19 protein-coding genes and 1 pseudogene are annotated in these 22,390 nt (G+C 45.0%); 9 read left to right on the forward strand and 11 right to left on the reverse strand.

The genetic code is table 11. The annotated features are described in order from the left end of the window. The first annotated feature begins 155 nt into the window (after window positions 1-155). Window positions 156-1,487 (forward strand): DUF2515 family protein, encoded by a 1,332-nt coding sequence (locus tag BXP28_RS11020; RefSeq protein ID WP_023483280.1) that lies wholly within the window; start codon window positions 156-158, stop codon window positions 1,485-1,487. Here the strand turns inward: BXP28_RS11020 and BXP28_RS11025 are convergent. The 5 genes from BXP28_RS11025 to asnB all read right to left on the reverse strand — a co-directional run bounded on the left by BXP28_RS11025 (window position 1,484) and on the right by asnB (window position 7,535). Then, window positions 1,484-3,178 (reverse strand): putative polysaccharide biosynthesis protein, encoded by a 1,695-nt coding sequence (locus BXP28_RS11025; RefSeq protein ID WP_023483279.1) that lies wholly within the window; start codon window positions 3,176-3,178, stop codon window positions 1,484-1,486. The genes BXP28_RS11020 and BXP28_RS11025 overlap by 4 nt on opposite strands. 177 nt (window positions 3,179-3,355) lie before the next feature. Then, window positions 3,356-4,084: a ThuA domain-containing protein gene (locus BXP28_RS11030; RefSeq protein WP_036654873.1), complete on the reverse strand. Its 729-nt coding sequence runs from the start codon at window positions 4,082-4,084 to the stop codon at window positions 3,356-3,358. Window positions 4,085-4,141: 57 nt separating this feature from the next. After that, complete coding sequence (locus BXP28_RS11035; protein ID WP_023483277.1) at window positions 4,142-4,624, reverse strand: DUF456 domain-containing protein; 483 nt, start codon at window positions 4,622-4,624, stop codon at window positions 4,142-4,144. A gap of 71 nt (window positions 4,625-4,695) precedes the next feature. Next, the gene (locus BXP28_RS11040; protein ID WP_024094871.1) at window positions 4,696-5,436 is read right to left on the reverse strand and encodes a Cof-type HAD-IIB family hydrolase; all 741 of its coding nucleotides are present in this window, start codon (window positions 5,434-5,436) and stop codon (window positions 4,696-4,698) included. Between the two features lie 224 nt (window positions 5,437-5,660). Continuing rightward, on the reverse strand, window positions 5,661-7,535 hold the full coding sequence (gene asnB, locus BXP28_RS11045; RefSeq protein WP_024094872.1) for an asparagine synthase (glutamine-hydrolyzing): 1,875 nt from the start codon (window positions 7,533-7,535) through the stop codon (window positions 5,661-5,663). A 1,425-nt stretch (window positions 7,536-8,960) separates the two neighbouring features. Here asnB and wsfD point away from each other — a divergent pair. From wsfD to BXP28_RS11075, 6 genes and pseudogenes are all read left to right on the forward strand, one after another. Next, window positions 8,961-10,385, forward strand: a pseudogene (wsfD, locus tag BXP28_RS23445) (glycan biosynthesis hexose transferase WsfD). Beyond that, window positions 10,367-10,837, forward strand: coding sequence for a hypothetical protein (locus BXP28_RS11055; protein ID WP_023483273.1), 471 nt, complete (start codon window positions 10,367-10,369; stop codon window positions 10,835-10,837). Before wsfD ends, BXP28_RS11055 begins: the two are co-directional and overlap by 19 nt. Before the next feature lie 140 nt (window positions 10,838-10,977). After that, window positions 10,978-11,913, forward strand: a complete 936-nt coding sequence (locus BXP28_RS11060; RefSeq protein ID WP_023483272.1) for a DUF2334 domain-containing protein — start codon at window positions 10,978-10,980, stop codon at window positions 11,911-11,913. A gap of 10 nt (window positions 11,914-11,923) precedes the next feature. Beyond that, entirely contained in the window at window positions 11,924-13,174 is a 1,251-nt protein-coding gene (locus BXP28_RS11065; RefSeq protein ID WP_023483271.1) for a glycosyltransferase family 2 protein, read from the forward strand. Window positions 13,175-13,191: 17 nt separating this feature from the next. Beyond that, window positions 13,192-15,273: a cellulose biosynthesis cyclic di-GMP-binding regulatory protein BcsB gene (locus tag BXP28_RS11070; protein ID WP_036654874.1), complete on the forward strand. Its 2,082-nt coding sequence runs from the start codon at window positions 13,192-13,194 to the stop codon at window positions 15,271-15,273. Further along, complete coding sequence (locus BXP28_RS11075) at window positions 15,270-16,124, forward strand: diguanylate cyclase domain-containing protein (RefSeq protein WP_023483269.1); 855 nt, start codon at window positions 15,270-15,272, stop codon at window positions 16,122-16,124. The genes BXP28_RS11070 and BXP28_RS11075 overlap by 4 nt, the downstream gene beginning before the upstream one ends. 237 nt (window positions 16,125-16,361) lie before the next feature. Here BXP28_RS11075 and BXP28_RS11080 read toward each other — a convergent pair whose 3' ends face one another. Together BXP28_RS11080 and BXP28_RS11085 are read right to left on the reverse strand one after the other, a co-directional pair. After that, window positions 16,362-17,039, reverse strand: a complete 678-nt coding sequence (locus BXP28_RS11080; RefSeq protein ID WP_374049678.1) for an LrgB family protein — start codon at window positions 17,037-17,039, stop codon at window positions 16,362-16,364. After that, the gene (locus tag BXP28_RS11085; protein ID WP_023483267.1) at window positions 17,039-17,410 is read right to left on the reverse strand and encodes a CidA/LrgA family holin-like protein; all 372 of its coding nucleotides are present in this window, start codon (window positions 17,408-17,410) and stop codon (window positions 17,039-17,041) included. Before BXP28_RS11085 ends, BXP28_RS11080 begins: the two co-directional genes overlap by 1 nt. A 122-nt stretch (window positions 17,411-17,532) precedes the next feature. Between BXP28_RS11085 and cidR the strand changes: the two genes are divergently transcribed. Next, a complete protein-coding gene (gene cidR, locus BXP28_RS11090; RefSeq protein ID WP_036654876.1) occupies window positions 17,533-18,426 on the forward strand; it encodes a cidABC operon transcriptional activator CidR in 894 nt (297 codons plus the stop codon). Window positions 18,427-18,801: 375 nt separating this feature from the next. Here the strand turns inward: cidR and BXP28_RS11095 are convergent, their stop codons facing one another. The 4 genes from BXP28_RS11095 to BXP28_RS22745 form a co-directional block, all read right to left on the reverse strand. Further along, window positions 18,802-19,359, reverse strand: coding sequence for a YhfZ family protein (locus BXP28_RS11095; protein ID WP_051427899.1), 558 nt, complete (start codon window positions 19,357-19,359; stop codon window positions 18,802-18,804). Window positions 19,360-19,469: 110 nt separating this feature from the next. Next, window positions 19,470-20,618, reverse strand: coding sequence for a transglutaminase-like domain-containing protein (locus BXP28_RS11100; RefSeq protein ID WP_036654878.1), 1,149 nt, complete (start codon window positions 20,616-20,618; stop codon window positions 19,470-19,472). Between the two features lie 27 nt (window positions 20,619-20,645). Beyond that, window positions 20,646-20,885, reverse strand: a complete 240-nt coding sequence (locus BXP28_RS11105) for a hypothetical protein (RefSeq protein WP_036654880.1) — start codon at window positions 20,883-20,885, stop codon at window positions 20,646-20,648. A 22-nt stretch (window positions 20,886-20,907) separates the two neighbouring features. Beyond that, window positions 20,908-21,060 carry a hypothetical protein gene (locus BXP28_RS22745; RefSeq protein WP_155116295.1) on the reverse strand — a complete coding sequence of 51 codons (153 nt, stop codon included), beginning with the start codon at window positions 21,058-21,060 and terminating at the stop codon, window positions 20,908-20,910. 118 nt (window positions 21,061-21,178) lie between these two features. Here BXP28_RS22745 and BXP28_RS11110 point away from each other — a divergent pair, with 118 nt between their 5' ends. Then, window positions 21,179-22,321 (forward strand): MFS transporter, encoded by a 1,143-nt coding sequence (locus tag BXP28_RS11110; RefSeq protein WP_023483263.1) that lies wholly within the window; start codon window positions 21,179-21,181, stop codon window positions 22,319-22,321. Window positions 22,322-22,390: the final 69 nt, after the last annotated feature.

A 22,390-nucleotide genomic window follows, 5' to 3' on the forward strand; every position in this document is an offset into this window, starting at 1 on the left:
ATACTCCTCCGGCCTGTACAGACAATTTCTGCGTGAAGTTGGTTTCTCGGGTAAGCTCTCCGGCTTTATAAACGGCAGCTACTAACTGAAAAACGCTCATACGATAAGGAAACAGAGGGAATGCTGACAAAATACCGAATTGAGGAGGCATTCATATGGGAACGAAAGAGCGGAGTTGGCTGAACTCAATCACAGATTGGCTGCTGAAACCCCCTTATAAATGGAAAGGTTTGTTTCAAGGGAAAATGGAAGCCGTAGCATCTGCGATAAAAGCAGCTCCTACCACCACGGCACTATCTCCTTCTCCTGAAGGTTTGTCGCAGCTTACAGCCATTCTCATGCACCAGCTTCGGCTTAAGAAATCATTCCAGGGACAGAGCACTTCTAAGGTGGGGACAAGGAAACAGTCCCTTCATCATCATGAGTATGATCTGGTTGAAGAGATCAGGGAAACCACGGTTCGTCATAACCGCAATAATGTGACCCGTACAAAGGCCTATCTGCAGATATACCGGCAGTTCCCCGAACTTCACTGGGCTTTTCTTGCCCACATGGTATCCCGGAACAGCGGCTACAACATGACAGACTTGCGGGGTGATCTGCTTCCACACTTACTGAACGAAAAACAGAGCAAAGATATGTTTTCATTTCTGGAACGGGCAAATTGGCTAATTTTTCAAGATGCCTACCCCCAGCTTTTGCTCTATGCTTATAGCCGCAAACAAAACCGATCCTTATTTCATCTGCTTCCTGTTTTTTCCGTATCTGGTTTTATGCATCCCGTTTGGAACCTGTTTTGGCAGAAGCGGGACTCGGTTTTACTCTCCCAATGCCTGATTATTAATGAGCAAAATTATATTGAATCACGAATTGTCAGGAATACTTTTTATCGTGAGCACGTTCTTGATACTTTATTATTCCAGACCCAGGCCTTATTCCAGCTAAACCAGATTATATTCCCTTACCGGGCTGTGAATGAGCAGGGAATCCCCCTTTCTGCCGGCATGACAAATAAACCTGTATCCCATTTATTGGCCGGATTAATCCTGGAAGATTTCTCTGATTTAACAGAACGCATCGAATTCGGCAAAAAGCTCTACGGTATTTTATTCGGCATCCCCGAAGTATTCGAGGGCGCAACGAGCTTTGCATACCGATTCCCGCACACAGGCTCCCGCCTTGACTATTGTCCTCAGCTATTTTCATGCGTGAATAAAGCCTCTCCCGGAACCCCGTTCCGGGAGAGGCTTGATCAATGCAGGCTTAAGCCGGAGTCCGAACCTTTTTACAGTCCGATGCTTGAACATGTCTGGCAGGACCAAAAGTCCGAAGCTGCCGGGGAAGGCGATTGGTTTCAACATAGTGATATTCTAAACAGACTGGGCACAATCAAACCTCCGCTATTCTTTGATATGACGGCGGAAGCCTGTCTCCGGCTAAAAAAGATCGAACTTGCCATTTTGGCGGCCCAGCACTTTTCGTCTTAGGATCTTTTCAATATTCTGGCTGCCTTGTGAATCAATTTTTGCAGCGGAGCCGGAAACGAGAGTACGTCGTTCCAGGTTACAACCCGGGTAACCACCAGCATAATCGGGTACAAGGCCATTACTGCCCCGCAGATGATAACCGCATTCAGCCCGTAATTGAAACGGACCCATGGAGTCAGGTGCAGGTAGGTATCTGTTACGATTTCCAGCATCATGCCGACGGCAACAATGATAATAGTTGAAAAAGCCAGGCCTACCCAACGGCGCTTCAGCATAATGCGGAATTTCACTTCCTTATGCAGGACTCTCAGATTCAGATAGGACATGATCACAAAACAAAGGGCCGATCCGGCTATAATGCCATAGATCCCCAAATATTTCACCAGCATTATGCTGCTGACCATTTTCGTTCCGATGCCGATAGCCACGATCTGTACCAGCTCCGGCATTTTCCCCATGCCCATCAGCACGGCACCTGACGTCTGCATAATAATCTGAAACATGACACTGGCAGTCATTAACGCTATGATACTCGGAGCAAACTGGTTCCCTATTTCACTACCCCCGAACAGGAAAATAAAACCGTCGATTGGGCGTGAGCCGGTACAAATCAGCAGGACCATCGGCAAACCGGAGATAATGGAGAGCTGAAGCACTTTAGCTGTCTGATTCGCTACTACGTCCATCTTTCCCTGCGAGTAAGCTACCGAAATTATCGGCATTATGGACTGGCTTAATGCCACAGCAAGGACGATAGGCAGCCCTGCCAGTGACTGCGCCTGGCCACCCAAAATTCCGAGCAGTTCCTTGGCTTCCTGATACGGTGTATCGGTAAACCGGGTAAGAAACGGAATAACAGTAGAGGAATCAATGTTATAAATAAGCGTGACGGTCATAGAGAAAATGACAATCGGGATTGACAGACTGAGCAAATCCCTAAGAATACTTCCATAGCTTAACGTGATTCCGGGGTCAGACAATCCTGCTTCTTTTGTATATGAGATTGAACCGTCGGAACGCTGTACGGCTATAGACGGAAGTTCTTCCTTGTCCTCTTCTCTGATTTTGACCGTATAATAAATCATCACTGCAAGTGCAGCAACCCCTCCGGCAACACCGCCAAGTGAAGCCCCGGCAATTCCCCACTCCAGGCTTACGTTCAGCAGCAGATAAGCGAGCAAAACTCCTACGACAAGGCGTAAAATCTGCTCCACTACTTGGGAAATACCATTCGGCATCATTCGCTGTCTTCCCTGGAAGTAGCCCCGCATTATGGCAATCAGCGGGAACAGCAGAAGAGCAGGTGCAATGGCCTGGGTAGCCAGAACGGCATGAGGATCCCTCGATATATCTTCGGCATAGAAAGGAGCCAGAATGTACAGCATGACGGCCATCACAATACCGGCAATAACCGCGAACCAAAGCGATGCCCGGTAGATTTTCCTGGCATCCTGATAATGGCCTACGGCCATCTTCTCGGATATCATCTTGCTTAACGCAGTGGGTACCCCGGCAGTTGCAATAATGAGAAGAGTCGAATACAGATTGAATGCAATCGTGTAACTGGCCATTCCTTCATTCCCCAACAAATAGACCAGGGGAATCCGCTGGAATAAACCGAGGAAACGGGCTACAAGTGCAGCAACAGTAAGAATAATAGTCCCTTTAATAAGCGAATCTTTTTTTGACAACGTTTCTTCCTCTTTCCTCTATAATGACTAAAAAACAAAGTCGCCCGCGGTAAATGCGAAGCGACCATATCTTTGTCCTTACGGGCATGTGGTGCTAATATTCAGTTTACTGGATTTCGATGCAAAAGTGTAGTCCACAGATTTTCCAAATGTGCCAGACTGAAGAAAATTGTTCCATTATTTTTGCGAATGACTCAAATCTTCCAACGGTTTCGAAAGGCCGTAAGCCTGCCTGGCGCCGGCGGGTTGCGCTGTCCATCTGATGCCGTTCCTGATAACCTGGAGCACCTGTTTATTGTGGTAAGTCGGGAAAGTCTCATGACCCGGACGGAAATAAAAAATCTTCCCGTTGCCGCGATGATATGTACATCCGCTTCTAAAAACTTCACCGTCTTCAAACCAGCTGATCATCACCAGTTCATCCGGAACCGGAATATCAAAGTGCTCCCCGTACATTTCCTCCTGTTCCAGTTCCAGGCAGGCATCAAGACCTGCTGCTATCGGATGAGCCGGGTCCACCACCCAAATACGTTCCTTTTCCCCGACTTCCCTCCATTTCAGGTCGCAGGATGTTCCCATCAGTTTTTTGAAAATTTTCGAGAAATGTCCAGAATGGAGTACGATCAATCCCATACCATCTAGGATGCGCCGATGAACCCGGTCCACAATTTCATCCCGGACCTGGTCATGGGCTTTGTGCCCCCACCAGATCAGGACGTCCGTATTATCCAGCACATCCCCGCCAAGACCGTGTTCGGGCTGATCTAGTGTAGCAGTCCGTACTACAAAATCATCATTGCTGATTCCTTTGGCAATGGCTTCGTGCAGACCGTCCGGATACACTTCCCGCACCTTCGGATTTTCTTTTTCATGCACATTTTCGTTCCACACGGTTACTCGAATCATAAATGAGTTCCTCCCGGCAATTAAAAATAGGTATGTAGGATAGGCAAATTTCTTCGTTTATATAAATAGCCACACGATAAACAACACGATCATGAAAGTCTGTAAAAGTACTTTGACTACCACACTGGAGAAAAAACCAACAACAGATCCTGCACCGGCTTTTATCGCTGTCTGAAGGGGCACCCCTTGAGATAATTCTCCGATCACTGCCCCCAAAAACGGACCGATAATCAATCCGAAAGCAGGAATGACAAAAGGACCAATAATCAGTCCGATTGTACTTCCGACAACAGAAGCCCGGGACCCGCCGAATTTTTTTACCCCTAAAGCGCTTACCAAATAATCCGCAATAATAATTCCAAGGGCAAAGGCGGTCTGAATGACCCAAAACCATATACCCAGATGCTCAAAACTAAAAAACCATCCGTATACCAAAAAACCTAAGTAAATCGCCAGCACACCGGGCAAAATCGGGTACACCGTACCCAGCATGCCAATGATAAACAAAGCGATAATTAGCACCCAGCCCAGTATGCTCACGGTTTCTTCTCCTTCATGACCTTATTCTAAATTTCAGTAAGGAAAATTTTTGCAGAGTGAAGCCTTTTCTCTTATGCATTTAGCACAAATTGCTCAATGACACGGGCTACCCCGTCTTCCTCGTTCGTTGCAGTTACATAATCCGCAATCCGCTTAACTTCCTCCTGGGCATTGCCCATGGCTACTCCCAATCCGGCAAAACGGATCATGGCGATGTCATTCTGGCTATCCCCCATAGCAATCACCTGGGACATATCAGCCCCAATCATCTTGCAAACCTCTTCAACGCCACTTGCCTTGCTGATTCCTTTCGGGTTCAGCTCGATATTACATACATGGGAATTCGTTACTTCAAATAAATCCCACTTCTCTACTTCGGAACGAATGGCCTTCAGTTTATCTTCTTCCTCGGTATAATATCCGAATTTAAGCCACTGCTGCCCGTCCAGATCGTCCGTCCACTGATCCCGGTTGAATAGTCCGTCTACAGCGTAGGCCCAATACCAGCTGTCGTTTTTAAGGGCAAGGGCATGCAACCTTCTAATAACATCAGCCTGAAACAAAGTTCGTTTATGCAGCTTATGAGGCGCACTCCATACCTCACTTCCGTTGACTGCTACCAATGGTGTTTCCAGTTTTAATTCCTCGGCATAAGGGGTTATGCTTTGCACTCCTCGCCCTGTTGAAAAAATAACCGTCACCCCTTTGTCCAAAGCGGCGAAAATCGCCTCCTTGTTCGCCTTGGAGATTGTCTTCTCCTCAGTCAGCAAAGTACCATCCATATCCAGTGCCACCAGCTTGTAAGTTCCCATTGCGACCTCCTTCATGATAGATAAGCTTATTAGTTGCCTAAACAGCTTTTTCCCGGCGAGGGGATCTAACCCCTGCACTGGGAAAAAACCATGTAGAACTCAGGGCCTTACGGCCGGAAAAAAAGCTTGGCATTTTGTAATAAATCCCCAAGCGCCCGTTAGAACAAAGCTTTTTTCCGGTGAAAGTCAGGGACTGCAAGAAATCATGCAAATGCTTCTATGTTTCAAAAATTGGCGGCTGCCAACGCAGGACCCTCTTCCATGTATTTCATATGCCATAATCCAAAAATATAAATGGTCCAGAGGTGCCGGGCATAATCCTGGGTGCCGTTGCGGTGTGCTTCCGCCATTTTTTCCACAGTTTCCATGTTGATATATGAATGAATCCCGCTTCCCTTAATTTGTTCCAACATGGTCTGGTTCAGCGAACCTTTAAGCCAGTCCCGGAGAGGAACAGGGAATCCTAGCTTTGGACGGTTCAGAATAAAGTCCGGAATAATACCTTCCATCGCTTTACGGAATACATACTTGGTCGTCTCATTCGTAACCCGGTATTTTGCTGGAATGCGGCTGGCCAGCTCGAACACTTTGGTATCAAGGAACGGCACACGGAGTTCTAAGGAATGAGCCATGGTCATTTTATCGGCTTTCATAAGAATGTCTCCCGGCATCCACAAATTCATGTCGATATACTGCATCCGGGTTATCGGATCCAGATGTTTCGTTTTGGTATAGTATTGATCTGCAATCTGGAAAGGGTTTTTATATGTTTTGAGCAGTTCCCGGTCTAAACTAAGTACATCAGCTTTCAAATCCTCACTGAAGATTTTCGCGTTTCCAAGGAAACGTTCTTCCAGAGGGGTGGTGCCACGAAGGAGATAATTCTTTCCTTTCATTCCGTCAGGCAGCATGCGCACTATACGATTCAGAAACCGTTTGAGCGGTAGCGGCAGATAGTCGAAATGCCGGAGGGACATCGGTTCATGGTAAATCCGGTATCCGCCGAACAACTCGTCTGCCCCCTCCCCGGACAATACTACTGTTACATGCTCACTGGCCAGCTTAGCCACATGATACAATGCGATGGCCGCCGGGTCCGCAACAGGTTCATCCTGATGCCAAACGGCACTCGGGAGCGAATCCATGAAATCTTTTTGGGTAATGATCTTTGCATAATGGTCGGTGCCGATGGCTTCGGCCGTCTGTTTGGAAATAATGGTTTCATTATTTGCTCCCTCAAAGCCAACCGAGAAGGTGCGCAAAGGTTCGATTTCTTTGATTAGCGTAGCAATTGCTGTTGAATCAATTCCGCTGGACAGGAAACAACCCCGCTCCACATCGCTGACAAGATGGTGGGAGACAGAATCGCGGAGGGTTTCACGGATTTCCTCCACATAATCCTCGAAAGACCGCTCAACCGGTTCAAACATCGGGTCCCAATATCGGTGAATAGATTTGGTTCCGTCATAACTTACACGGATATAATGTCCCGGAGGGAGCTTATGGATATCATCGAACATTGTATCCGGGTCAGGAACATATTGGAAGGTGAGGTAATTCATCAAGCTCTGATTGTTTACCCTGCGCTCCACATGGCCTGACGCCAGAAGGCTTTTGATTTCGGAACCAAATACAAACTGCTTGTCCGAAGTATGATAGTACAAAGGCTTAATGCCAAAGTGGTCTCTTGCCCCAAAAAGCTGTTTTTTATGGCAGTCCCAGATGACAAATCCAAACATGCCCCGCAAATACTTGACGCATTCCTCACCGTATTCCTCATAGAGGTGGACAATGACTTCCGAATCCGTATGCGTTTTAAACTGATGTCCTCGTTCAATCAGCATATTGCGCAAATATTTATAGTTGTAGATTTCTCCATTGAATACAAGCCATACTGTTTCATCTTCATTACTTAAAGGTTGATGTCCTTCTGCAAGGTCGATAATGGATAATCTGCGAAAGCCCAATCCAATACGATTCCCCGTCCAGAAACCCGAATCGTTAGGTCCCCGGTGGTGAATTACGTCTGTCATTTGTTGAAGCATGGAGAGTGAGGGTTCTCTATCTTCAAAATATAATATACCGGTGATGCCACACATTGTGTTTTCACACCTCCACAGTTCATACAAGTTTACGTGTCGCTCGATACATTAGTATAGCATACCTTGCGGACAATCAAAAATATCCGTTTTCGGACAAAATGCGGGCAGTTCGAGAGCAAAATGGGATAAGAGAAAGCTAAAATCCGGTATAGCTAATTGCTAAACTCTCAGATATGATACGGCTGAATATGAGAGAATGAGGCGGAGGCAGCCCGCTCGATCGGCTGTACATAATGCTGCACCTATGTGCTTCCTTCCACCGATTACCCTTCTGCCCGCTTTATGGCACTTGCGACAGCCCTGCGCCCGGAATTTTAGACCAGGCTGGGCCTGGAATACGTGGGCTCTCATCATCTGCGTACTGCCTGGAGGTATTCCTTCATTTGGAACCTTGCAAGCACACTGGATTGGATTGAAGCAATAGATCAGCGTAATGTCGGCCCTCTCTTAGATACTTTTCATTGGTATACCAATAAAGAAACAGAGGAAGATCTTTCTTAAGCTCCGTCCGGATCTTATTGTTCATGTACATCTGAACGATGTACCCGATGTGCCGGTTGAAGAGGTTAAAGACAATGAACGACTTTACCCCGGCGAGGGAGTCATTCCATTATCCCTATTCCTCGCAGCCTTCAGAAGATCGGCTATAAAGGGTCTGTTTCCCAGGAAATATTAACACCCGCACCCGTCTCAGGCCCGGCTGAAACTTATATCCTAAAATCCGCCGGATTGGAGTAAGCGGTGGCTTCAACTACAAGTATAGAATCATATATAAAAAACGCCGGATGGAGGATGAGACACGGTGCTTTTTCAACTCAATCACCCCTCTTTCCTTTGCGCATTTTTGTTTCCCTAACGCAAAAAAATGGCCAAAAAAAAGTTCTCCCTTTACTGTACGTGGGCGGGCTTATCCCGGTGCATCAGGATAGGAAAACTTTATGCCTATTTTGAAGGACCCTATAGGCCTGCTATTCCCCCCGGTCAAATTCATCTTTTAACATCCATTTTATTCATTTACATACAAGTTGTAACTTAATTGTCAATTATTTTTTTGATGAAATGAATCTTAAAATCAGACAAGAGAGGTATAATCGATATATTCATGTGTAAAAGGAGCAGGTTTTAGTACAGTTGTTCAGAAAATGTTCAGTGAATGTTTGATAATTAAGATTTACGGCTTTGGCAGGGTATGTTTTTGTATGTAAGGGTATGACAAAATTCGATCTAATTCGACATTATCCATAAAATCCAGCAAAACAAGGATAAGGTTAACTGGCAAACGAGAACGGAAGGAAGGTAAGCATGTCAGTCAACGGGACAAAAATATATGTGCGGTGCAAACTTGTGCCGCTAAGCCGGTATGTATAGCCGGCTCTGTTGGCAGCAGCCGGTGTATTCCTGATAACGGCTATTGCATTATTTGTGCCGCCTTATATCGGAATGGCGGATAACGGGGATTATTTTCGCGTTCTGTACAGCAACGGCCTGTATTTCAACGCTCCTGATTACGACAGCCAGTATCTGGGATATTTTGTAAAATAATACGGAATTTTTCAATATTATAATGAAAATGGTGCCACTCTATCCTTATCCCAGTCTTTATTTATCCGCCTGGCGGTCTGGATAAATAAGCTGGTTGATCATCAAGTATTCGACATTCGGGTTCAAACGGCCATTTTTACCATCCTTTATACAATTGCCGTGTATTTATTCATTGAGTGCATCACTTGGAAGACTCCTGCAAAATATGCCTATCCTATTGCACTTATCGCCATTTTTATATTTGGGGACACAGCTTATACGGCCTTCTTTAGTTCTTTCTTCAGTGAAAGTATCGTCTTAATCATGATGATGTTCATGTTCGCCTCCGGTTTGCTGCTCTATCGGAACAGATATAATGACTATTTTCTGTTAGCCGTGTTCGTCTTCAGCGGTCTTCTGCTCACAACGAGTAAGCAGCAAAATGCTCCGGTCGGCACCATTATTGCAGTAACAGGAATCATTCTGATTTTTATCCGCAAAGAAAAAATTTTTCGCATATTAATGGCTTCCTCACTTGTTTCCTTGTTGTTGGCCGGTTTAGGAACCTATTTTTTGATTCCAAAAGAGTTTGTGAACATTAATAAATACCATGCAATGACCCGTGGAGTCATGATGGAAGCACCGGACCCTGAAATTGCGCTTAGGAATTTCGGCATAAACAGGCAGTTCGCGGTTTTGGATAGAAGCATTTATTACGATCCCTATACAACAGTGGATGTCGATTCAGAAATACTTGAAAAACATTTCTACAGTCAATCCGGGTTCGGATCGATTCTGGGTTATTACATCACTCATCCGGGACAAGCCGGTAAAATGCTTGACATGGCTGCCAAGAATGCATTTACGATTCGTCCTCCGGCGATGGGCAACTATGAAAAATCGGCAGGAAAATCTTTTGGAGCCCAGACGAAGTTCTTCTCCGGATACAGTATGATAAAACAAGCCCTTGCTCCCAAAACCTTCGGATTTGTTGTCATATGGATATGTCTGGTTGTCGGCCTTTATATGCCATCTTTTATCTCGGCCATTAAAACCAGGCATAAAAGGCATGTCTTGCGGTTACCTCTCATCGTAACCATGATCCTGATAGGACTTTCCGGTGTAATGGTTTCAATTATCGGTGCAGGAGATGCTGATTTGTCTAAGCACGAATTCCTATTTACAGCAGCCTTCGACATGGTTACATTCGCAGCCCTGTCCGATGCTATCCGTCGCCGTTTATGGCGCAATGAACAAGGGCAGGAACCTATTTTATATCCTGGCGAGGAAACAAGGTGGAGATTAGCATGTTCGCAAAAAAAATAACAAAAACGTTGATCCTGTTCCTTGCCGCCCTGCTTATGCTGCCTCCTTCATGGGCTCAGGCAGCAGAGCAGAAGCCGGCACATGTCCTGCTTATCTACGACAGCCTGGCAAAGGGAACATCCCGGGAAGGCAATATTGAGGCGATCCAACGCCTGCTTGCATCCTACGGGACCAAGGTAACCCTCACAACTTTTAACAGCTATAAAAAAGGGACATTACAGCAGTACACGAATGTAATCGGAATAGGGAATGCTGATGATCTGGCCATTATCAGTCAAGAGTATATAAGCGACTTTCAAACCTTCGAAGGTAGCTACCTGCACATTGGAGCGCATATTCCGGAAAAGGTAAAGACCCAAATGGACATTCAAACCCGGACAGAAGACAAGGAAACGGTTCTGCTCTCAATCGGCCAGTTCTCCCAGCCTTCGCGCTTCCTGTCCATAACATAACCCGTATTGTACAGGCTTCTGGTACGGCATATGGAAGTATATCGTCAGCTGGCGGGGACAAACAGTCTCCCTACGCCGTCCGGGATGACCGTCTTGCGTATATACCTTATTTCGAACAAGGAAATCTTAGCGAGCTGGCAATGGCTTTCCTATTAAAGGATTGGCTTCATGCAGACGGGCAGAAACATACCTATCTCATATTCAAAGAAGTCTACCCGTTCTCGGATCTCAGGCGGCTTGAACAATTAGCCGACAAACTTTACGATGCAGGCATACCCTTTATCGTAAGTATCAGGCCTGTATTCAGCAATACGGACTATCCCGCTATGAAACGTTACCTAGAAACGCTTAAATATGTACAGGCCAGAAATGGAAGTATCCTGGTTAACGCTCCTGTTGTAGCATCAGCCATCAGTCAAAATGACCAGAACCTGAAGGCTCAGATGGAGTCTTTTGTGGATGTCCTGGCGGATAACGGGATAGCTCCTTTGGGAATGGGGGTGGAAATGTACTGGTCGTATGACCGGAAATATACCGCTGACGCAATGGGCTTCTTTAACTCAGGAATATTGTTTCCAAATGAGAAGCTGATGTATAAATCCCGCTCAGATTCGTCGGAGCCGTTCACTTCTTCCATGTACAGCTTAAAGATGAGTTTTCTGAAGCAATTCAAACGAAGTGGCAAAGCTCTTGGGGAGTTCCCCATGAATATGGCGATTACGTATGATTTCTTCAAGGACAAAACGCAGCTTGATCAGGCTGTTCAGGAGCTTGTTGATAGCTGGATAACATTTGCCGACTATAAATATGGATATCATGAGGTCCGCACGCAAGCGAATACCATTTCTTCACGCAACGGCAGTCTTCTCATTAATGGTCATAATGTGGATCTGAATAACTCCGTCAAAAGCATCAGCTCCGACTATACTTATAGGCAAGAGGAGCAAAAGAGTTTCACGGCGCTATTTAACGTGCAAAACAAGATCTTTATTACCTTCATTCTTATGACGCTTATTGCATTCGGAATCTTCATCATCATCGGGCATCGGCTGTATAAACGTAAATATTTCAAATAAGGAGACAGCTATGACGGTTGCAGATATTCTTATGCTGATTGCGGTTATTTGTATTTGGTCTCTCTTGCTTGTGAATGTGGTCCTGATCATTGCAGGTTACCTTTACTACATTGAAAGTGACAGCAAATCAGTACCGGGATTTACGGGAGAAGCACCTTTCGTCTCGATCATGGTCCCGGCCCACAACGAAGGAAAAGTCATTACCCAGACGGTGGAAGCACTATTGGCTCTGGATTATCCCCATGACTGGTATGAAATTATAGTGATCAACGACAACTCATCGGACAATAGCAGCGTACTGCTCGGTAATTTGCAGGACAAATATCCTCACCGCAACTTGATCGTTATCAATACGGATGGAGTTACAGGCGGCAAGGGCAAGTCCAATGCTTTAAATATCGGGTTTGCACAAAGCAAAGGCGAACTGATTGCCATCTACGATGCGGATAATACACCGGAAAAACAGGCATTGCGGTACCTGGTAGGTGAAATTATGCATGACTCATCACTGGGTGCGGTCATCGGTAAATTCAGGACACGTAACCGCAATAGCAACTTGTTAACGAGTTTTATTAATATTGAAACGTTATCTTTTCAATGGATGGCGCAAGCGGGTCGGTGGAAGCTGTTCAAGCTGTGTACGATTCCGGGGACCAACTTTATCATGCGGCGTCATCTCGTGGAGCAGATTGGAGGTTGGGATGTAAAGGCGATTGCGGAAGATACGGAAATCAGCTTTCGCATTTACATGATGGGATACCGCATTAAATTTCAGCCGAAGGCTGTCACATGGGAACAGGAACCGCAGACCGTCAAGGTTTGGTTCAAACAGCGAACACGGTGGGCAAAAGGAAACATTTATGTAATTTTGAAAAACCTGCCCCTATTGTTTAACCGTTCGGCATCAACCATTCGTTTCGATATTCTTTACTTTTTATCCATCTATTTTTTGCTGCTGACTTCACTGGTAATGTCCGATCTCCTGCTTATACTACATGCTTTGGGTTATGTTTATACAACAATCGCCGGGTTCAGCTTATTATTATGGGTTCTGGCCATTATTCTTTTTGTCGTAGGAACTTTTATAACCATAATAACGGAAAAAGGAGAAATGAGCCTATCAAATATTTGGATTATCATGTTAATGTATGTTTCGTATTGCCAATTATGGATGGTTGTTGCCGCATACGGCTTCTATACTTACCTGAAAGACCAAATATTCAAACGGGAAGTAAAATGGTACAAAACCGAACGTTATTAAAGACAGGAGAGAAGAACGTGAATAAACGATTCATTATCATATGCATGTCCTGCTTGTGCTTGGTTTTCGTACAGTTCGGCCAGGCTTGGGCTGCCGAGACATCGTCTGATAATTTGACCTACGAAACGACTTTTACAAATACCGATATTGGCCTATCGGGTGTAAGAGCATCCAAACAGGTGCATTTTCAAACGGAAGATTATTGGAAAGTAAGTGACGTATCTATTTACTTGGATTATAAATCGTCTCCCTTAACGCGGACTGAACGGTCCAGCATTACATTAACAATGAATGGAACTAAGTTTCATTCTTTCAGACCCGTAGTGGGCGAGGACTTGAAACAGCAGGCGACAGTTAAAGTGCCCAAGGAACTGATCCTTAAAGGCAAAAACACGCTGACCATTGAAGGTTATATTCAGACCGTATCCGAGTATCAAGTCTGCGTGCCTCCGGAGGCCCGGGATAATTGGTTCCAGATATACAGTACCTCCGGTGTAGCTGTGCACTATACGAATGAGGCACCGAACGGGAGTATTAACGATTTTAATCGGCGTTTCATAGGCCTGGATACTGTGAGTACCGGTCAAAATGCAATTTCGGTACCTAAACAGGGCAATCCGGCTGAACTGGAAGCAGCGGTCTATGCCCTATCCGGATTCGCCAAAACGAACAGCCTAAAAGATAAGACGATTCCGATAATCGCATATGGCAATGAAAACTTAAATGATAAAAAGGCTATCGTAGCAGTAGCTTTATACGATCAGTTGCCGGCTAATATCAAAGGCATGCTGGAATCCCAGGACTTAAATGACAAGGCCTTAATCCAAATGATGAACAAAGATAAACAGCCGACACTGGTCCTGACATCCCAAAATCCAGACCTGCTGGTAAAAGCAGGCCGCCTGGTAGCCAACCAAGAATTAATGAGACAATTAGACAGCAGCACTAAAGTTGTAGATAATCAAACGGATGTAACGACAGCCGAGGTTAGCATTAATAAAAACGTGAAATTAACCGATACTGGCGATGAACTGAAGGGCTGGATGCATCAGGAGAAGACTTATTTTGTTTCGCTTCCGGCCAACCGTTCTCTTGCAGACGCCAGCAAGGTCAGTCTTGATTTTCGTTATGCCAAAAACCTCGACTTTGATCGTTCCTTGGTCACAGTGCTGGTGAACAATACGCCTATTGGCAGCAAAAAACTAACTTCAGAACTGGCCGATGGTGATGCCGTCACTTTACCAATTCCAAAAAATCTCAACATTACAGGCAACTTTGCCGTTACGGTCGCCTTTGATTTGGAGTTGAAGGACGCCGGATGCATTCAGCTTCAGGACGAAACTCCCTGGGCCTTTATTACGAAGGATACGATGCTGCAGTTGCACACGAAAGACAAGACGGATTTATTGTTTGACAACTACCCCTACCCGTTCCTGCATGACGGCAGTTTCAACCAGGTTGGGGTCATACTGCCCGAGGAACATGATGCTTATACATACTTGACACTCTCGAACGTGTTTAATCTATTGGGCCAATATGCGGAAGGAAATACGGGGAATGTCCGTTTCTACGGAGACAGTACAAGCTCAAGTGATTTGCAGGAACGCAATATTATAGCCATTGGAACTTATCAGAACAATAAAATAGTCCGGGAGAACAACAGTCATCTTTATTTTCAGTACGATCAAGCTCGCAGCAGCTTTCAGTCTAACGAAAAAATGAGTATTGATACCGATTACGGCAAGCGGATAGGCACACTGCAATTGATTCGTTCACCGTATGAATCAGGGCATGGCTTACTTGCTATAACAGGGGCCGGCTCCGAGTATTATTACTTGGCTTCCAAACTTATAACGAGCGAAAGCACAAAATGGAAGGTATTTGGAGACGGGGTTGCAGTGGACAAGGACGGAAATATAAATCCGTACCGTTTCAAGAAGGAGGCGGAACAAGAGCCCTCGAGCATTATGGATAAAGTGATGCAGCGGGGGGATGTGTTTGGCTTTATAGCTGCTGCCGTATTGGTTATGGTTCTGGTCCTGGTATCGCTGATTCTGATGATCCGCAAATATAGAAGAAACCGGGAGGGAGAACGATGAAACGAAATCAAAGTAGTCTGCTGTCGGACAGTGCCTTCTTGCTGCTGTTTGTAATCTGTTTTATCAGCATCGTGTTCACGGCAGGCGACCCCAACCGGTATATCCAGAATATTGTGTTCTTGAATGCGGCTTTCTTAATTGCAATCATAACTTACTTTACGACTTTGATAACCGGGCTGGTTTTGAACATCTTGTTTATTTTTGGATATGGTACCTTTACTCTGTATCAGACTGTCGTTGTGGGAGCTCTTGTCGAAGGCCATACTTACTTTTGGCTTATTATGACCCCCTTATTTACCGTTGTCATATGGATGCTGACTCTTGCTAACAGACAGTTTCAAGGAGAAAACGAACATCTGAGAAAGGCAAATGCTTCCCTGGCCACTATGGATGAAAATACAAATCTGAAAAACAGCCGTTCGTTCCAAAAAGATGCTACCGTATTTATGGCTCTTTTTACCCGTTATCAAATCCCGCTTACCTTATTAGTAATGAATGTGAGATACTGGGATGAATTAAGACGGATGGTTAGTAAAGAGCAGATGACGGAAATGATCTGCGACATCTCTAAAATAAGTGAGAACAGCATTCGCATGAATGATTCCTTGTATATGCTTGATACGGAAAAACCGACATGGGGTTTGCTGCTCTTTACAAACCGTGAAGGGGCAAATGTAGTTATTGAGCGGTTGAAGGAGAAAGTTATTACATTTAACACTGTAGAATTTGCCGACAAATACAAAATCGATCTCCAGCTTGTCATAGGAGCCGTCGAGTATAATCCCGAGACCATTCCGACGCCGGTTGATTTTATTGTACAGGCAAGAAAACAATTGGAGTATGATGTTTAGCCTCTTATTGTAGTATGCATAAATCCCCGAAGGTTTGAGCGGCCCGTTTAACGGGTGATGTAATCTGTCAATATGATTAGCCAAATAGCTAAGGCTGGCCCAAAAGTGTTCGCATGAATAGGCCAGTTCCAAAATTCAAACGAAGAAAACCTCCAAATCCGCTAACAAAGTGGAGATGGAGGTTCTTTTTTACCTGTAAGTTAATTTGAAAAAAATGCAGAAAACGCAGGGGAATTTTTAGTTCAGAAAGCCCGATATCGGGATTACCATTAAAGTAGCTAAAGCTGCAATAATCATGGATACGCTGGCAATAGCCCCCTCCACATTTCCCAGTTCATAAGCCTTTGATGTTCCGGCGCCATGTGCACCCATTCCAAGGAGAACACCTCTTGATATATTGCCCCGGATCCGGAATTTTTCGATAACGATAGGCCCAATCATCGATCCAATGATACCGGTCAGAATGACGAAAGCTGCCGTAATCGCAGGTATTCCGCCTAACGATTCGGAAACTTTCATCGCGATTGGAGTCGTGATGGATCGTGGAATCATACTTTCAATCATTTGCGGACTGGCTTTTATTACATGCAATAGCAACACCGAGGTCACAACTGCAACTGCGGAACCCAGCAAAACGCTCGAAATAATTTCGGCAGCATGTTTTTTGAGCAGCGGATAAAATTTATACAACGGGATGGCAAAGGCTACGGTTGCAGGCTGAAGCATATTCGATAGCCATTTGGTCCCTTGATTATATGCAGTTAGCGGAATATCGGTCAACAATAGAAAGACAATCAATAAAGCAGGAACTGCCAGTAAGGGTGTAAAATACCATTTTTTTGTTCTTTTATAAAGATGTTGAAAACCAAAGAATCCAACAACGGTCAAAAGAAAACAAGCTATACTTGCCATTATCATTTAGTGTTACCTCTTCTCATGCGTGAAATAAATTCGGCCACCAGGCCGGTTGAGCTCATTACAAGAAACGTGCTAAGTATAACCATCCCAATCAATCCGATGCCCGCCATACTCACCAGTTCACTGTGTTCAATAATTCCGACTGCCGCAGGAATGAAGAACAAGAGCAGTGTGGCCAGCAGCCAGTCAGCCCCCTGTTCGAACCATTGAAGCGGAAGTATGCGAAGCTTCAGACAAGTAAATAAAATAAAGATTCCGATAATGCTTCCGGAAATGGGAAGATGCAAGTAATCTGAGACAAGGCCTCCCAGAACGGCGAAAAGCCACAGCAGCCCCATTTGTAAAGCAATCGTGATCCATTTTTTCATCTCCCATCCTCCTCTCTCTAAGAAAACAGTATACAACGGTTATGAAAATAGGTAAAATACATATATAGAATTGTTTCCATTCATTTTATCTATGATAAGGGGTCATGAAAGGAGAGTCCGAATTGGATATCCGCCATCTTAAATATTTCATTGAAGTTGTCCGTTGCAAGAGCTTTACTAAAGCGGCAGATGTTCTGCATATTACGCAACCGACCATAAGCAAGATGATCAAAAACATTGAAGATGAATTGGGTGTAGTCCTGCTTGACCGATCAACCAAGCAAGTCATGCTGACTGATGCGGGACAATCCATTCTCCTCCAGGCACAGCAAATCGTCAAGTCTTTTGAAAATTTGTCTATAGAATTGGCCAATACGATTCACTTGAAAAAAGGGAAGATTCGTATGGGACTTCCACCAATGGTCGGCTCACGCTTTTTTCCCCATATTATTGGCGAGTTCCACCATAAGTACCCCAATATTGAAATTCAGCTGATTGAAGAGGGTGCCAAAAAGGTTGAAGAACAAGTAGAAGAAGGACATTTAGATATTGGAGTGGTACTGCTGCCGATTCCAAGCGGTACTTTTGACTCATTTCCTTTTGTTCACGAGAAATTAATGGTCGTCGTATACCCGAAGCACCGGCTTGCGGGACAAACTGTTATCGCTTTAAAAAAACTGGAGCATGAACCATTCATTTTATTCCGGGAAGGCTTTGTTCTGCATGACCGCATTCCGGAAGAATGCATCCGTGCAGGTTTTCAGCCAAAAGTAGTCTATGAAAGCTCGCAGTGGGATTTTATTAGCGAGATGGTGGCGGCAGGCCTTGGCATTTCCATGCTGCCGGAAAGCATTTGCCGGGAGCTCAACCCGAATCGGGTAATAACGATTCCGCTGGTAGAACCTTCCATCGATTGGAGCCTGGCCATGATATGGCCGAAGGAACAGTATATATCCTATGCCGTAAGGGAATGGATTAATTTTGTCAAACAACGTTTGCAGCCAAAGGAAGCATGAAAGTAAATAAAACATAGCGGGGCTGCCCCCGCTATGTCAGACACACTTTGCCTTATATCTTATCCCATATTCTCCGGAATGAACAGCGCCGTAAGCAAAATCTTTTACCTTATTAGCCTTAGAAAAGAAGAGTCGTTTTCAGGCGCGGGTGTAGAGAAATACTCAGCCACTGTGGCCCCAACATCCGACATTGTTTTAAAATGGCCTAAATAGCGGGACTTTTTGCAAAAACATCTGCTCAACCCATTTCTTCCGGCAACATTCATTGTACAGTTTTTTTGTATTTTAGAATGAAAGTGAAACGTAGAAGTCTGCCAAACTCAGATTATTGGCAACCAGCCCCCGCAAAAATGAGTTCATGCCTCCCCTTTCTTTTTAATATCGGGGGGTTACAGTCCCATCAATCACAGCCTTCTGTATGTTTAAAATGTCTTCCAAAGGCAGCGTACCAAGAACTTCTTTCAACGTGCTATTATTTGCATGCACAAGGCAAACGGCTTCGGTCAGTTTCTTATCCATCTCCTTGGCCTTCCTGGTGCAAAGCGGAATGTTGGGCATTGAGGTGTTTTGCATAGTATCCTCGTTGTCCCAAATCTCCGCATCAATTTCTCCCCGGACCAACATGTCAAACAAATGCATATAGTTAGCCTCTACAAACTCGACATCCAGATTCTCGCATTCTGCCATTGTAAGATCCACCTGCTCGGTAGAGCTGGAATCAATACCTATTCTCATCCCGTCTTTAAGTTCCTTGATCTGATCATGGCCGACGAACACAGTGTACCCGGATACGTATGATTGTTTTCCTAATGAAAGGCCTATCTCTACTGGGGCATTGGATTGGATAAGCTTCTCGGCCGCAAGAAGAGACATGATCGCGAAATCATAGCGACCGTCCGTAAGCGCTTTCTCTCTTGCGATGGACCCCCTCATAAAAGCAAAATGAAGCGTATATCCCTGCTTTGTTTAGGTAGAAGATCAACCCATAGATCTATAGAAGCCGTTTCTTCATACTTCCGTACGAAAAAACGGCTCTCAGCAGCTTAAGCCTCTCTGATATGGGTCTGGTCAAAATTAGGCGGGTTAAACCAGTTACCTCCGCTGGAATACCATGTTGAGTCTAGAGGAACCCATTTATCCTTTTCTGCCAGATACACCTCGTTCCATGCATGCGGTCCATACCCTCCTTTCCCGTCGTACCCAAGACCGGTTACTACTTTAACATCAAGTCCGACAGCACGCGCCATAACAGCATATAAACGGGAGTAATCAATGCAGACGCCTTCCCGTGAAGTGAATGTATCTTGGGGAGTTTGTTCTTTCCAGACGCGCTGCTCTTCATACATCTTCACTTTGTTCCAGTCATATTTCACCCGGGAACCGACCCATTTATATAGGCGGCGGGCTTTTTCCTCGTCCGTTTTGGCTCCTGCCGTTACCTTTTTTGCCGCCGCCACGATATCATCCGGGACATTAGCATCCACTACCTCATATTTCCGCTGCAGAATCTGGTTGAACTCCTGCTCGACCGCCCGTGTGAATATCGGGATTTGGGAAGTGATGAAATCACCCGTGAACGGGGCAATAATTTCTTGTGCCCCCTTTTGATAAATAGGTGAGGCCTGAATATAAGAAGTCATCGGTAACTGGGGGTAAACCGATGCGTAAATAAATAAAATCATGATAATGATCAGTGACCGTGCCGCCCCCATTATCACTCCTATTGCGCCTCCAACGACTGCGCTGACCAGGGAATGGGTCCCATCCATTTCTCCCCTGTAATGTCCGCTTAACCATCTCCCCATAAAGGGAGATAGTATCCAGCTAAGCAGCGGCTTAATAATTAAATAGATCAGAAGGAATAATAGTCCGATCCGGAATAAGGTGAAATCTCTGATTCCGGTCACGACAGTATAGTACAGTTGTTTAAAATAGTTCAAATCCCCGCTTGGAATCGTAATGTTTTTATTTTGCAGCCAGCTTTGCAAATGGGGAGATGCATATTGGGCGAGCTGCCAGGTTACGAGCAGGCTTATGATCGTAATAATTCCTTGCAATATCATAAGAAACAATCGCCGAACCGAGCCCGATGCACCGCGAATTGCTCCTTGAACAACGGAACCGAGCAGAACGATGATAATTAAAATAGATATTAAATTTAGTGAAAACAGCCATTCTCCTGTTCCGTTCAATTATCTTCACCTTACTTTTTCCTTGAATTAGACTTGTGCAGATGAAATATCCTTCAAATCAGCAGCCTGATGCGGACTTTCCATTATTGGGCTGCCTTCCGCTTTTGTAACATAACTGGAGCCATAGATCACTACAGCTGCGAGCACGGCCAAAATGACGATCCATTTGAGCAGTGCCTTAAATAATTTCCACGCCAACATAATAACGACTATACCTATAATAAGGACAAACCAGCGTTCTTGTAGAAACAACGAAAGTGAATCCAACTTAGTTCCTCCTCACCCTTTTCTAATCTTCTTCGCGTTTTCTGCGCAATTCCTGAAGCTTCCGCCGTATCTCTTCTTCTTTTTTCACATTCATACTTGTGGACCTGTAAGTCATACGAAGACGGAGGAAGATATAAAATGCAAGAACCAGGAAAGCAATAATCGCTACTTTCATAGGACAACCTCCCAGCTTCCTGTTTGGACAAAACAGGCATATCTGGCGGTCCGCCTGCGTACAAGTAGGATAGACAGGACTTGCCATTTCTACAGTACAGTGAAGGCGGTGAACCTACATGCGGACAGCCGTATGGCTTTATTTGTTTTTGTTTGTGGCTTTTTTCGATCTTCATGCCCAATACCCGATCTTATCTCCTTTTGCGTTATCTCTCGGAGCTGCGCCATCCTTCATAGGGCTTATCCTGGGCGTTTACTCCATAACTCATCTTCCAGGCAATATTCTGGCCGGATATGGGGTTGACCGTTACGGCAGCAAGCCATTTATTGTGTCCAGCTTGATTGTAGCAGGAATCATACTGCTATTTCAATCAAACGTCACAGACCCATGGGAATTGCTTCTCATCCGTTCGGTCAGCGGTTTCGTCCTGGCATTTCTGTCACCCTCCTGTATGGCTTTACTTGCCAAAATGGCTAAGGACCATATCCAGCAAGGGAAATTGATGGCCGTAAACGGACTGGTCCATACACTGGCCTCCGTACTTTCTCCGGCGGCAGGAGCTTTATTAGTAGCAAAAGTAGGATTTACGGCATCATTTACCATTCTGGGATGGATTCTGATCATAACCGGATTTTTGTCCATAGTAGGGGTTAAGGAAGAAAAAACAAGTCCCGCAGTCCCTTTTATGAAACAAGAAGCACGGGCCAGGCCGATTAAAAAAGACAGGCTGCAGATCCCCTGGATGTTTTACATCATTCCTCTGGCCGTTTCCTGTTCTCAGGGGATTTTATTTTTTGAACTGCCCATGATGAAAACTTCCCAGAGTTCTATTCTCACTTCCGGTATTTTCTTTTCATTGGTTAGCCTCGGGGCCTTGTGTACATTAAGCCTGCTTTTTTTAAATCGTATTCCGTCGTTATACCGGACCATGTTCGGCAGCCTGGCACTAGCTCTCGTTTTCTTCATCATGGCTGTTGATACCCCCATACCCTTGACAGTTTCTCTCTTTATGCTCGGCATGGCCAAGGGAATTATTTTTCCGGCATTATCGACCCTGCTTGCCGCTATTTCCAGCAAACAGCATTATGGTAAAGCCTTCTCTTTCCTGTCTGTTTCCTTTTCCATCGGAGCCTTCTTCGGTCCTTTACTGGCTGGACACTTCCGGGAAACCGTATCACCTTATTTCATTGCTTTTTTCATTCTTATGCTGGCCCTGCTCTTTCTGCCAGTCCGTTCCTTTAAAGCTGCTTCAGCCTTATAACCCGCTTTTGCCAATATCGGAATTTTATACTTTCTGCCTATAATTACAATAAGGGACAAACGGTTTTGC

Source organism: Paenibacillus larvae subsp. larvae (assembly GCF_002003265.1).
GTDB lineage: Bacteria > Bacillota > Bacilli > Paenibacillales > NBRC-103111 > Paenibacillus_H > Paenibacillus_H larvae.

Excerpts from the sequence above, each read along its gene's own strand:
- BXP28_RS11055 (WP_023483273.1), top strand. The coding sequence starts at position 10,367 with ATGTTCGCAAAAAAAATAACAAAAACGTTGATCCTGTTCCTTGCCGCC.
- BXP28_RS22745 (WP_155116295.1), bottom strand. The coding sequence starts at position 21,060 with ATGAAAGTAGCGATTATTGCTTTCCTGGTTCTTGCATTTTATATCTTC.
- BXP28_RS11075 (WP_023483269.1), top strand. The coding sequence starts at position 15,270 with ATGAAACGAAATCAAAGTAGTCTGCTGTCGGACAGTGCCTTCTTGCTG.
- BXP28_RS11095 (WP_051427899.1), bottom strand. The coding sequence starts at position 19,359 with ATGAGGGGGTCCATCGCAAGAGAGAAAGCGCTTACGGACGGTCGCTAT.
- BXP28_RS11020 (WP_023483280.1), top strand. The coding sequence starts at position 156 with ATGGGAACGAAAGAGCGGAGTTGGCTGAACTCAATCACAGATTGGCTG.
- BXP28_RS11110 (WP_023483263.1), top strand. The coding sequence starts at position 21,179 with ATGCGGACAGCCGTATGGCTTTATTTGTTTTTGTTTGTGGCTTTTTTC.
- BXP28_RS11040 (WP_024094871.1), bottom strand. The coding sequence starts at position 5,436 with ATGGGAACTTACAAGCTGGTGGCACTGGATATGGATGGTACTTTGCTG.
- BXP28_RS11065 (WP_023483271.1), top strand. The coding sequence starts at position 11,924 with ATGACGGTTGCAGATATTCTTATGCTGATTGCGGTTATTTGTATTTGG.
- asnB (WP_024094872.1), bottom strand. The coding sequence starts at position 7,535 with ATGTGTGGCATCACCGGTATATTATATTTTGAAGATAGAGAACCCTCA.
- BXP28_RS11085 (WP_023483267.1), bottom strand. The coding sequence starts at position 17,410 with ATGAAAAAATGGATCACGATTGCTTTACAAATGGGGCTGCTGTGGCTT.
- BXP28_RS11060 (WP_023483272.1), top strand. The coding sequence starts at position 10,978 with ATGGCTTTCCTATTAAAGGATTGGCTTCATGCAGACGGGCAGAAACAT.
- BXP28_RS11030 (WP_036654873.1), bottom strand. The coding sequence starts at position 4,084 with ATGATTCGAGTAACCGTGTGGAACGAAAATGTGCATGAAAAAGAAAAT.